Source organism: Vibrio sp. Vb0349 (assembly GCF_033338975.1).
The window spans coordinates 37,380-50,792 of record NZ_JAWOTS010000005.1 but is presented as its reverse complement, the minus strand read 5'-3'; the positions used below and the strand labels follow the sequence as shown (position 1 = coordinate 50,792).

The window sequence follows — 13,413 nt, the reverse complement described above, 5'->3', positions numbered from 1 at the left end:
ATGCCCCGAGCCAAAACTCGGGGCGAAGTTGGCGTTATTTCGCCATTAAGTCTGATGGGATTTCGATGCCCATTTCTTTGTAGTAACGCGCCGCACCTGGGTGAAGAGGCACTGGCAAGCCAGCAATCGCTTTCTCAATCGCCATTGCTTTTGTTGCTTTGTGGATGCCTTGTAGGAAAGGCAGGTTCTCGTAAATTGCTTTGGTTAGCTGGTAAACGTCTTCTTCCGAGATATCTTCACGAACTGCCAAGAAGTTTGGCTGTGCAATGGTAGTGATCGGCTTATCTAGACCTGGATACGTGTTCGCAGGAATTTCGTACTTCGTCCATAGGTTGTAGTTGCCGTTCGCCTCTTTGATTTGCTCGTCAGTAAACGAAAGGATCGAAATGTCTTTACCCAACGCAGCAAAAGCTTGAGTGACCGCACCAACAGGTACACCCGCAGGCGTGTTCATGCCGTCAATGGTGCCGTTTTGAAGTGCGCTCGCACTGCCGCCGTAACCCATGTAAGCAAGATTGAATTTATCAGGGTCGACCTTCAGACCTTTCATGATTTGGCGACCCGAGTTCTCAGTACCAGAGTTCTTCTTACCGATAGAGAACTTCTTACCATCTAGGTTGTTCAGGTCAGTCACCGTGCCAGTTTTTGCTAAGTCAGAGCGAACAATAAAGTGCTCAACGTTTTGCCACAGCATAGAGACTGAACGCAGCTGCTCTTGGCGACCGCTTTTCTCATAAGGACCTTCGCCAGACCAAGCCCATGCACCGTAAAGACCTTGTAGAATCGCGAACTGTGCTTCGTTTTCGTTCAGCAGTTTGACGTTTTCACCAGAGCCCGCAGAGCTGATTGCAGAAAGGGAGAAGTGGTGCTTTGGTGCCAACTTCACTTTGCTTAACGTCGCCAACGCTACGCCCACAGGGTAGTAAGTACCACCTGTCGATGCCGTTGCAAGAATGTAGCTACGATCTTCTGCCGCAGCGTTAGCAGCAATACCAAAAGAAGTCACAGCGACAGCCAAAGCTTTTACCAGCTTATTCATTTTCATTATTACTCTCCGTGTAGTCGTTTCACGATTGGGGATTTACATCATGTTAAACCTTCATTAACAACACATTCCCTAGAGCAATTGAAATGCCAACTTTTAACCCTTTGTATTTATTGAACTAAGTACTGAAAGACATCAAAAATGAGCAAAATCATGCTGATTTGATAGCAAAGTAATGAGCAAGATCTTGCTCATTGAAGAGGAGAAGGTTGCACGCCTAGATCGCAAAAGGTTAATAAAATGTGATCAACACGAAACAAATGCCTAATTCGCTAATAAGCAATATTTTGCCGACGTGATTTTGGATTGAACTGCAACTAGTGAGCGTTTTAACAATAAGAACAAAAAGCGCATCATTCTACACTGCTTACTTTATCAGCTGAGGTTTATAGCCTAAACGACTACAAATAGCACAAAAATACAGCAAAGAAAGCCATGTTACAGAAATGAAAAGTCATTTATTCTAATTTTGAATTTAAAAAGCAGCTCGATCCACCAGTTCAGAAACAAACATTGACCGTATCAACTTATTTTCTACTTCGGGGTTGTGCCAATGGCCCTATGTTCGTTAGTGTAACAACACACCAAGGCAAACATATTCCTTGGTATTTTTTCGTCTTTAAGGATCACCCATGTCAGCAACTGCGCAATTACAATTCGCTTTAAAACGCCCATCTGGCGTTGCTGCTGCGATCCTCCTGCTCTCTCTGGAACTGATTCAGAGCTGACAGGCTATATCTAAACTTTCTGTCAGCTTGAGAAGAAGCTGACGGGAACACCACATACTCCTCCCATTCCTTTCAGTTTCTTCCAAGCGAAACATAAGAGGAATAACAATGTTAAGCGCACGCAATATCGCCGCTTTGGGCTTCATGACTTTCGCCATGTACTTAGGCGCGGGTAACCTGATCTTCCCTCCATTTTTGGGTTACCAAGCAGGTGAAAACTTTCTGAGCGGGATGTCTGGCTTCCTCTTGACGGGTGTAGGTCTGCCTGCGATGGCACTGGTGATGGTGGCTATCGTAAACGGTTCAGACAAATTAACCGCCGCCCTACCTAAACCTTTGGCGACCAGTTTTTGGGTGATGGTATTTATTGTGATTGGCCCTGCGTTCGTAATCCCACGTGCGATTACCGTGGCTTACCAATTCAGCTTTGCGCCAATGTTTGGTGATGCTGCTTTGGTTCCTTTCACTATTGCCTTCTGTGCTATCACCATTTTGTTTGCGCTATATCCGGGCAAACTGGTCGACAACCTAGGCAAGATCTTAACGCCTGCCTTGATGGCGATCTTAATCATCATGTCTGTGACGGCTTTGGTTTCTCCTGCAGGAGAGCTAACTGCCGCAACGGGACCATACGTATCTGGCGCATTTGCTGAAGGCTTGACCCAAGGCTACATGACCATGGATGCGCTAGGCTCTATCGGTTTTGGCTGGATTATCTTCCGCGCGATTCGCAGCATGGGTGTGGATTGCCCGAAAGCCACCGCAAAATACACACTAATTGCAGCTTTAATGTACGCGGTTGCCATGGCATTTGTTTACATCTCATTGGCTTATATTGGCTCGACAAGCTCATACTTGGGTTCTGAGTTCAGCAATGGTGGCGACATTTTAACGGCATTCACCTTCAGCCACTTCGGCGCATTTGGTTCACTATTACTAGGTGCCGTGATGGTATTGGCGTGTTTGACTACTGCTATCGGCGTAACCACCGCAGGCAGTGAGTTCTACGACAACACTTTCAGCAAAGTGAACTACAAAGGCTGCGTTATCACGACCATGGTATTGGCTGGTTTGATCGCCAACGTAGGTCTGGAGCAACTATTGGCTATCACATTACCAGCGGTTGTGGCGCTTCACCCAGTAGCGATTGCGTTGATGATCATGGCTCCAGTGCGCAACAAGATGTCGCAAATCATGGTGGTCGTGACCGCATTCACTGCTCTAACGTTTGGTTGTGTTGATGCGCTGCACATCCTAGGTTACATGCCAAGTTCCACTGATGAGTGGATGGGTAATTACATGCCTCTGTACAATGACTTTGCTAGCTGGATTGTGCCTAGCGTATTTATGATGATTGTTGGTCTGCTGTTTACGACGAAAACCAACCAAACCGAACAATTCAAGCTGGTGAATGAATAGCCGTTTAACATAAGACATCGCTCAATAAGTGCGTTACTATGTAGCTCGCTTATTGATATCAGGCAAAGGAGTTGCCTGAATGAAAGATTGATATGGGTCGCCTATGGATAATCAGTATCTAGACATCAGAACACTGAACTTTATCGTTATTCTGTTCTCTTGCATTTACTCTATTAGTCTGCTTTGTTATCAATACACTCAGGGTAGAGTCAAAGGCTTAAAAACCTTCTCGATATCACTACTGTTTATTGGTTTAGGCCCTTTTTTACTTGGCTTTAGAGGCTCTGCGCCAGACTGGCTGACCATCGTCATAGCCAACACTCTCATATTAGTCGGCTTCTTGCTTACGCTATATAGCGTAAGCATTTTTCGTCAATACCCTTTAAAATTGGCTCACTGTCTCACCTTGTTAACACCTGTTTTCAGTGGTTCATTTTACTATTTCACCTTCCATGATCCTTCTATCAAAAGCCGTATTATTTATCTGAGCATGTATATTTGTATCGTCACCTTCTTTAGTGGTGTCGCTATGCTTAAAGGTATCCAAAAGGACTTAAAGCTCCCTGTTAAAGCAATGGCTTACTCTTTCTTTGGATTTAGTTTTTTTATGGGATTTAGGGCGCTTTGGAGTACTTTTTCAGGTGAGTTACCAAGCTTTATGGTCGCAGGCCTTATCCATCAGCTGACTTTCTTATTTAGCATCTGCCTGATCGTTGCTTTGAGCTTTAGTATGCTGTGGTTAATTAACGGACGCTTGGTGCAATCCATTAATGATCTCTCTCATTTAGATGCACTCACAGGGCTATATAATCGTCGAGCCATGGAAGAAATCGTTCCAAACTTGGTTAGTAAAGCACATAAAAAAAGCCAAGCAATCAGCATTATTATGACTGATGTAGACAAGTTCAAAGCGATTAATGATCACTATGGTCACACGGTTGGCGACTCCGTCATGGCAACGATCTCCACTATTTTTAAAAAGCATCTTCCTGAGTCAGCCTGCATTGTGCGATTTGGTGGTGACGAGTTCATGATTGTTTTGCTCGAAAAAGCACAGCAAGCCAAAATTTTCGCAGAGCAAATTCGCCTTGCGGTCGAAACTGAAACCGCTTTGCAATCATTTAAAACTGAAGTGACCATTAGCTTTGGTATCAGTCAGTTATCTGAGGGGCAATCACTTCAAGAGGCGCTTGCTGAAGCAGACGAAGCGTTATATAGCTCTAAACATACTGGAAGGAACCTCGTTACCTTGTTTGGAGAAGGGAAAGACCTAAATTATAAGTTTGTCCCAGCTCCAGCCAAAAGCGCATAACGTGTTTGTTATGCCAGTAATTTCGAATTAGCTAGAAATCGCACTAAGTATAGTCGGAGCGATTCAAACCAAACTTCTGCATCTTTTGGTTAAGGGTTCGACGTGGTAAATCCAACTCCTGCATCACCTCATTGATGCGTCCATGATGCCTAACTAAAGAATCATGTAGCACCTTACGTTCAAAGTTATGTAGCTGAATCGCCAACGGCACGCCTGCATGCGTCTCTTCGGTTGTTGAGGATGGTCGACTGGACAGAATTTCCATCACGGAGACGGTTTCATCCAATGCAAAACGCATCGCTACATTCCTAAGCTCACGTACGTTACCGGGCCAAGAGTAAGCAAGAACGGCCTTTCTATCGGCTTCACTCAGCGGACGACTCTCAGGATTACTTTTCAGAGCAAAGTGTTCGAACAAGATCAACGCATCTTCTTCTCGCTCACGTAGCGGTGGCAAATAGATCTGCGCCACATTAAGACGATAGTACAAATCCTGACGAAACTCGTCATGATCATTGAGATCTTCTTTCGCGGCGGCGATCACTCTTAAATCAACCGAGATCTGTTGGTTACCCCCAACGCGCTCAACCGTATGTTCCTGTAATGAACGCAAGACTTTCACCTGCATGGACAGCGGCATACTCTCGATTTCATCAAAGAATAAGGTGCCTTTATCCGCGTATTCCAACTTACCAATGCGCTTTTTACCCGCTCCGGTAAATGCCCCCGCTTCGTGCCCAAACAGCTCACTTTCAAACAAGTTCTCAGGAATAGCGCCACAGTTGATTGGCACAAAATGATGGGATCTACGTTGGCTTTCATTATGCAAACTGGTCGCCACCAGCTCTTTACCACAACCTGTTTCACCGTAAATGATCACATTGGTATCAATGCGCGCTAACTTGGCAACTTGTTCTCTAAGCTGTCGCATTACTCGGCTTCGCCCAATCAACACTTCTTCTAAGCCGCTAACGCTAGAAAGGTACTCTTGACGATCTTGAGTAGACGTTTGTGCGCGATAACTCTCGACCGCTTCGGTCACACGTTGAGATAAGCGCTCAGGTTGGAAAGGTTTCTCGATAAAATCGAACGCACCGTTTTGTAACGCCCCGACAGCCATGTCAACGTCACCATGTCCGGTGATCAAGATAACCGGCGTTGGAATGTGATTGGCAATCAGGCTTTCTAGTATCGACAAACCATCGGTGTCCGGCAGGCGAACATCACTGACAATCGCATCAAATTCTTGGCTAAGAATGGCCGCTTTCCCCTCTTCTCCTAAACTGAATGCGGTCACGTCGAACCCCGCCAGTTGCAGCCACTGACTGGTAGCCTGACGAACAATGTCATCGTCTTCGATAAGTGCAATTTTAGGGGTGTCGTCAAAAGCCATGAGTTACTACCGTAGGTGGAATAGAAATCGCTCTTTGCTAACGGTAGCAAAAACCACTGAGGAGAAAAGGAGCTAGATCTCACTTCTTGCTTACAAGTCTTTAACATCCAACCAGTTAGGCGCACTCTTTAATGACTCTCGGTGAGAACGCACTAGCTGAACGGAGTCAGTATGCAGCGCAAAAGGAATGGCAAAACGTGGCTTGTGGTCGTAATTGCAGCAGTGCTGATGTTGTCTTGTTATAGCGCCAGCAGAGAGGTTGCTCGTCAATGGTTGAGCGTACAAACTCAAACCGAAGCTCAACAAAAACTGCTCGACTATATCGGTGAAGTTCGCCGTGCACTCAAACGCTTCTATCACTTGCCTTACCTTGTCACCAATAACCCGGAAACCATCGCGTTTGTGAAAGGAAACCGGACTTATTACGAACCGTTGCAAACCCAACTGACTCAGCTAGATAAAGCCGCCAATACGGAAGGTTGGCTAATCCTGTCTAACTCTGGCGAAGTATTGGTCTCGAGTTTAATCGAAGAGCGCTTTAGCCTATCTGACCGAAAAGCCATTGTGGAACAAATTCACAATCAAGGCGGCGGTGTTTCCTTGGTGAACAAAACCAAAGGTTCGAGTCCGTTGTATTATCTTGCAGCCCCTATCTACGACGGTCTGGATATAGCAGGCATTGTGGTGGTGCAAATCAACCTCAGCTTATTGACCGAACAGACTATTACTAGCCAAGACATCATTACGTTGCAAAATCGCCAGCAACGCTTTTTCCTATCGAGCAGCTCGCTCTATAACGCTGACTGGTTTAACGAACCGAGCAACACCGTTCAGTTAGAAACGCAGCGCTTATACGACAACACCAATATCAGTGTGTGGACGCTCAATCAGCAACGCTATTTTGCGCACACCGTAAAATTGGATGATTTGAATTGGTACGTAAGCTACCTCACCCCTTCTAAGCCGATTCAGCAAACCATCAACGTAATTGGTTGGAGCGTAGCAGCGCTACTCTTATTGGTTATATTACTCGTCATCATTGGTCTACAACGTCGCCAAAAGCACATCAATCAACAGCGAATTCAAGCCCTGTTGGAAGAGTCTCAACGCCGCTTGAAACAGATGATCAATAAAACCCACGTTGGTTTGCTATTGATTGATGAACAAGGACAACTGTTCGATCTCAACCCAATGGCGAAGCGTTTGTTCTGTTTACCAGAAAGCGTCAATCGACACGCTTTTGCTTGGGAGTTATTCGATGCAGGCAATCCTAATTCCACCACACTTAAGTTGCTCAAGGACTTACCTAAACATAAAGAGCTCGCAGAGATCAGTACGGTCGAAACCATTGCCAGACGCAGCGATGGAAGCGTCTTCCCTGTCCTGTTCTCGCTAACCAGTTTCCCTTGGCATGGCGAGCAGTATTTCCTTGCAACGATCATCGACATCAGCAAGCGGAAAAAAGCCGAACAGTCACTGCAACAGGTCAACCAAGAACTGGCACAACGGGTTGAAGAGCGAACTCAAGCACTAAAAGAGGCGCAAAGCCAGTTGATTGAATCGAGCAAAATGGCCGCCTTGGGTCGCATGTCGAGCGCGATCACTCATGAACTCAATCAGCCGCTGACGGGCTTGCGTACCCTGCTCACCACGAACGAGCTGCTAGCAGAGCGCGGTGAAACCGCGATGATGAAAGCCAACAACGTATTAGTACAGAAGCTGATTGATCGCATGGCAAGCATGACTAGCCAGTTAAAGACGTTCGCCTATAACAAACCAGAAAGCCTACAAGCAATTTCTCTTACCTCCGCACTCGAAGAGACCTTACGCGTTTATCAATCCCAATTAGACAAAGTGGATGTGCGTGTTCGTGTTCCTCATGACTTACCTAATATCATGGGTGAAGAACAACGACTGCTTCAGGTGCTCGGTAATCTTGTCTCGAATGCGCTAGACGCAATGAACAACACCACCAACCCGCAGCTCAGCTTGATCGTCAACCCAACCGGTAATCAGGTCGAACTGATCGTCAGTGATAATGGCTGCGGCGTGTCGGATGAGATGCTTGAATCCATGTTCGAGCCATTCCAAACCTCAAAGAAAATTGGGGAAGGATTGGGGCTAGGTTTAGCGATTACAGCCAACAATATGCGTGATATGCAAGGGAAAGTCAGCGCACAGCTCAACACTACTGAAGGAATGTCCTTCATCTTAGTATTTAAACTCGCTCCTCACCGAAGCTGACCTAACTTCTCCCATCTATCAATCCTTTTCTCTCAATAAGAGAGCAATATAAATCCTGTTCAACTTTATAAAGCGAGTTGCCTAACCTACGCTTAACTTGATGAATCGCCACATACCATTCATCAGAGCAATTTTTGGTGGTTGACACCAGTTTTAGCTCCCACCGTCTAATTTAATGATAAGTAATTATTTAAAAGTAAGAATGGATGCGTTATGAGAAAAATAACTTTTGCTGCAACAGGAGCGCTTTTTATATTATCACCTCACGCTTTTTCTGCACCTTACGCTGCCGACGCTCGAAGTCATGGTATGGGAAATACAGGCGTCGTTTCTGCTGACTATTTGACCGCGCCCCTACATAACCCAGCCTTGGGTGCCCTCTATCGAGAAAATGATGATATCGGTCTGCTCATTCCGGCTGTCGGGGTCAATATCCACGACGAGGATGAAGCGTTGTCAGCCGTAGATGACGCCCAAGACCTTTATGATAGTATTCAGGGCATTCCTACTCCAGCGAACGAGGCCGAGCTTAATCGCCTCCTCGATCAGTTGGATAAGAGCGTCCCAGTTGTCATTAACGGAGGGCTAAGCCTCGCAATTGCTATTCCGACGCGCTACATGTCTGTAAACCTGTTTAGCACTGGTTATGTGGAGATACTTGCTGCACCCGATATCTCAGATTCAACAAACACCGCAGATCGATACCTCAATTCTGCCGTTAACCTAGCTGCTTTCGGTAATGTGGAATATGGTATTGCTCTATCTCGTGCTTACACTATAGGCGAACAACAATTCGCATTTGGTATTACACCAAAATACCAACAACTTAAAACCTACACACAACGTACAACACTAGACGACTTTGATATCGAGGATTACGACAAAAGTGAAGTATCAAAGAATACTTTCAATATGGATCTTGGGGTCGCTTGGTATCACAACGCATTTAGAGCAGGCCTTTCATTAAAAGACGTCTTCGAGCAAGATATTGAAACAAAACTGGGCAACTATACCTACGAACTCACAACACAAGCGACAGTTGGCATCGGTTATGTCGGGAACTATGTAGCTCTGAGCTTAGACGCCGATCTCACCAAACAAAAGCGCTTTAAAGAGCTCGACGATGACACTCAGTTTATTCGTGTCGGTATCGAGGGGAATGCTTGGGGGTGGGCACAACTTCGCGCTGGTTATGAAATTGACCTAGAAAATAATCTCGATAACTCAGTGACAGGTGGCATTGGCATCAGTCCTTTTGATGTGATCAGTTTAGACCTCGCTGGCTCTTACGCTGGCGATAACCAGTTTGGCGCGGCGGCGAATTTAGCATTTACGTTTTGAATATGAATGCCAATCTAAATTCACTTAGGTTGGCATTGTTAACAACCATCCTATATATCAATGTTTATCATTACTGACGTTTGGTGATGAACTGATAAAAATACGATCTCGATACAAGTATCGAGGTGTCTCCTACACTATTCTCAAGCAATAAATCCACAAACATTTCCTAAATATAAAGAGTGAGAAACATGATTAAGTTTCCTGAACATTTTCTTTGGGGTGGTGCCATTGCTGCAAACCAAGTAGAAGGGGCGTACAACCTTGGGGGTAAAGGGTTATCGACATCAGACATACTGCCAAACGGTATTTTGAGTCCGCATCAAACCCGTGAAGAACGTACACCGGGTATCAAAGACGTGGCGATCGACTTCTATAATCGCTACCCAGAAGACATCGCGCTGTTCAAAGAGATGGGCTTTAACTGTCTGCGTCTCTCTTTGGCATGGAGCCGCATCTTCCCTAACGGGGACGAACTAGAACCTAACGAAGAAGGTTTGGCGTTCTACGATAAAATTTTTGACGAACTTGCCGAGCATAACATCCAACCTTTCGTAACTTTATCTCACTACGAAATGCCTTACGCACTGGTTGAAAACTATGGCGGTTGGGGCGATCGTCGCGTCATCGAATTCTTCGAACGTTATGCCCGCACCGTGCTGGAACGCTACAAAAACAAAGTGAAGCTGTGGTTAACGTTCAACGAAATCAACATGTCTCTACACGCACCATTTACTGGTGTTGGTTTGCAAGAAGACGCCAGTGAACAAGAGATTTACCAAGCGATTCACCACCAACTAGTCGCCAACGCAAAAGCGGTAAAACTGTGTCAGCAAATCGTACCCAACGGCAAGATTGGTAACATGCTGCTTGGCGCAATCAACTACCCATACACCTGTAACCCTGATGACGTGCTTGCTGCAATGCATGAAAACAACAAGTGGTTGTTCTTCGGTGATGTACAAACACGTGGTCAGTACCCTGGCTACATGAAGCGTTACTTCCGTGAAAACGGCATCGAAATTCAGATGGAAGCAGGCGACTTAGAAGAAATTGCATCGGCAAGTGTCGATTTCATCTCATTCAGCTACTACGCAAGTGGCTGTGCAAGTGCGGATCCGAAACAGAAGGAAGTGGGTAACATTGTCGATAGCGTACCAAACCCATACCTTGAAAAGAGCCAGTGGGGTTGGTTGATCGATCCAAAAGGCCTTCGCGTTCTGCTGAACTTCCTTCACGATCGCTACCAAAAGCCACTGTTCGTCGTAGAAAACGGCTTAGGTGCACGTGATGAAATCGATGAAAACGGTGAGATTCAAGATGATTACCGCATCGCTTACTTGAACGACCATCTTGTACAAGCACATGAAGCAATTTTGGATGGCGTTGAGCTGATGGGCTTCACCAGTTGGGGACCAATCGATTTGGTCGCGAACTCAACCGCTGAGATGAGCAAACGTTACGGCTTTATCTATGTCGATCGTCATGATGATGGGCAAGGAACGCTAGAACGTAAACGTAAGAAAAGCTTTTTCTGGTATCAAGACGTGATTCGTACTTCAGGCGGTTCATTGAAAAGCTAAGCCTGTTGTTTAGGTACAAAGTGCAACTAGGCATTCGCCTAAACCATCAAGCCCTGCAATTGCAGGGCTTTAATTTTAAGGTGTTTATTCATTTAGAGATTAAACTGCAATCTCTCCACCGTCTTCACGGCGAATAACCACTGTCGCCGCTCGTGGGCGCACAGAAACACCAGCAGGCGTTTCTTCGGCTGCATCTTCACTGTATGGCCAGTTGCCTGGGTGCTGAATATTCACAAACAATGATTTGTAATCAGGGCTGATGGTAAAGCCTGTTACTTCACAACCATTTGGTCCGACAAAGAAGCGTTTCAATTCAGCTTGATTATCCGCACCAATCACAGCTTGATCACCATTCTCATCTGTTAGCTTAGATGGCACAACAGCCAACATTTGATCATTGGTGTAAGATGTAACTTCATCTGCGCCGTTATCAGTCTGAATCCACAAAATACCACGGCCATCAAACGCTAATCCGTCTGGACTCGCAAACTGGTTTAACTCATTCAAGCCAGAACGGTTGGTATCTGCATCACCATTTGCTGGCGAACCAAACACAAAGATATCCCAATTAAAGTCAGTTGCTGAAGCACCTTCATCCCAACGAATAACATGACCAAACTTATTATTCAAACGTGGATTCGCAGGATTGGTTTCATCTGTACGGCGCGTATTGTTCGTCAATGTTAAATATACTGAACCCGTGAATGGATCAACCGTACACCACTCTGGTCGATCCATTGGTGTTGCCCCAACTAAATCCGCCGCACCCGCAGTATTGATGATAATTTCAGCCAGTGAATCAAAGTGATCCGCTAATGTACCACCAGCGGTTGTTACGCTATCAAGCGTTAATGGTAACCAAGTACCTGTGCTGTCTTCATTGAAGCGCGCCACATACAGTGTGCCTTCGTCCATGTACTTGTCACCCATCGCCAAGCGGTTATCAGGGTTAGCATCTGCTGGATCCCACGCTGCCGCAGATTCAAATTTGTATAGGTACTCAAAGCGAGAATCGTGACCAGAATAAAATACCACTGGTTTGCCTTCTTCAAGCTTACCGAAAGTACAGCCCTCGTGACGGAAACGACCTAGCGCAGTACGTTTCTTCGCACGTGAGTTTTGCGTGTAAGGGTCAATCTCGACAATGTAACCGTGACCATTGGCTTCATTACGGTAATCATCCATCGCACTTGCTCCTGTTGGAGCCACATTAAAGCGAGAGAACTCATCAAGACGCTCTTCTGCATTTCCTGCTAATGTCTCCCACAAGTAGCGTGTGCTTTGGTCATCAACACCAATGCGATCTTGCTCTTCTGTACGAGTCCCGGCGTTAACAAAGTAACCAGGCCAGTTCTCTTCACACGTTAAGTACGTGCCCCACGGCGTGTAGCCGTTGCCACAGTTGTTTAACGTACCACGCGCTTGGCTGCCATCTGGTGAGAAACGAGTGACAGTTAAAGATGTGTGGGCCACCGGGCCAGACAAATCCATGACTGTCGCACCAGTATAACGACGGTTTAGTGGGTCGGTATCAACCAACTTCCACATGTTGTCTTCCAGTTGAATGCGAACCACTGACACACCGTGCGCGTTAATCTCTTTACGCACTTCATCTACAATGGTACGTACGCCATTTTCAACCGTCGGACCATTTGGATGCAGTGCTGATGTGTCGATGTACTCGTGGTTAATACATAGCAAGCCATCTGTAGTACTATCGTTCAATGGGAAAAAATGCATGCCGTCATGGTGCATGCCTAGCGCATTTAACTGATCGGTACTGGTGTTGGTACCATCATTTTGCCATGCGCTGCCTTGCGCATTAAGTGGTGTTCCCCAAGGTACTAGTACTTGTGCGGTGTAGCCTTGTGGAATTGAAACTGCGTCAGTGAGTGAGCCAGGGATAGATTCAAAGTTAAGAACGGCTTTAGATGCGCCCGAACCACTGCTTACTGTACTCCCTGAGTCAGACGAGTTACAACCAGCCAATCCGAAAGCACCAAACGCTGTCATCGCACTGATACCTAAACCACCTTTCAGAATGCTGCGTCGAGATAGGCTCGCTTCTAATACTTCTTCAAATGGTTTGTTTTCACTTTGGTTATAACGCGTCGCGTCAAAGGTTTCCTTGCTCATTTTTACTTTCCCGATCTTATAGTTTAATTAATAAATAAGTGATTAGTTGAACGGCAAGAAGTTTGGATAAGAAAAATGACAAAAGTGCTTAAAACATATGAAACTTGTGTTTCAACAATACTGCAAACCAACCAACACAGCTAACGAAGCAATTAAATTCTGGTCACATAATCACCAACTGTATCGCTTCATTCTGATTTTACTTGGGCTAA

General features: G+C 45.7%; 8 protein-coding genes. 5 read left to right on the top strand and 3 right to left on the bottom strand.

Annotated features, from left to right (window positions below):
• Window positions 1-34 precede the first annotated feature (34 nt).
• Window positions 35-1,045, bottom strand: coding sequence for a TAXI family TRAP transporter solute-binding subunit (locus tag R7Q47_RS07970; RefSeq protein WP_005374185.1), 1,011 nt, complete (start codon window positions 1,043-1,045; stop codon window positions 35-37).
• Between the two features lie 836 nt (window positions 1,046-1,881).
• On the opposite strand from R7Q47_RS07970, the gene brnQ reads away from it, so the two are divergent.
• Window positions 1,882-3,192, top strand: a complete 1,311-nt coding sequence (gene brnQ, locus R7Q47_RS07965; protein WP_318088899.1) for a branched-chain amino acid transport system II carrier protein — start codon at window positions 1,882-1,884, stop codon at window positions 3,190-3,192.
• Between the two features lie 103 nt (window positions 3,193-3,295).
• Window positions 3,296-4,504, top strand: coding sequence for a GGDEF domain-containing protein (locus R7Q47_RS07960; protein WP_318088897.1), 1,209 nt, complete (start codon window positions 3,296-3,298; stop codon window positions 4,502-4,504).
• 43 nt (window positions 4,505-4,547) lie between these two features.
• On the opposite strand, the gene R7Q47_RS07955 is transcribed toward R7Q47_RS07960, so the two are convergent.
• On the bottom strand, window positions 4,548-5,897 hold the full coding sequence (locus tag R7Q47_RS07955; RefSeq protein ID WP_206954825.1) for a sigma-54-dependent transcriptional regulator: 1,350 nt from the start codon (window positions 5,895-5,897) through the stop codon (window positions 4,548-4,550).
• A 171-nt stretch (window positions 5,898-6,068) separates the two neighbouring features.
• Here R7Q47_RS07955 and R7Q47_RS07950 point away from each other — a divergent pair, with 171 nt between their 5' ends.
• The 3 genes from R7Q47_RS07950 (at window position 6,069) to R7Q47_RS07940 (ending at window position 11,065) form a co-directional block, all read left to right on the top strand.
• The gene (locus R7Q47_RS07950; protein ID WP_318088894.1) at window positions 6,069-8,141 is read left to right on the top strand and encodes a sensor histidine kinase; all 2,073 of its coding nucleotides are present in this window, start codon (window positions 6,069-6,071) and stop codon (window positions 8,139-8,141) included.
• A 213-nt stretch (window positions 8,142-8,354) separates the two neighbouring features.
• Window positions 8,355-9,482 (top strand): conjugal transfer protein TraF, encoded by a 1,128-nt coding sequence (locus tag R7Q47_RS07945; protein ID WP_318088892.1) that lies wholly within the window; start codon window positions 8,355-8,357, stop codon window positions 9,480-9,482.
• 191 nt (window positions 9,483-9,673) lie between these two features.
• Window positions 9,674-11,065, top strand: coding sequence for a 6-phospho-beta-glucosidase (locus R7Q47_RS07940; protein ID WP_318088890.1), 1,392 nt, complete (start codon window positions 9,674-9,676; stop codon window positions 11,063-11,065).
• 99 nt (window positions 11,066-11,164) lie between these two features.
• On the opposite strand, the gene R7Q47_RS07935 is transcribed toward R7Q47_RS07940, so the two are convergent.
• Window positions 11,165-13,201, bottom strand: coding sequence for a PhoX family protein (locus tag R7Q47_RS07935; RefSeq protein WP_248486024.1), 2,037 nt, complete (start codon window positions 13,199-13,201; stop codon window positions 11,165-11,167).
• Window positions 13,202-13,413 lie beyond the last annotated feature (212 nt).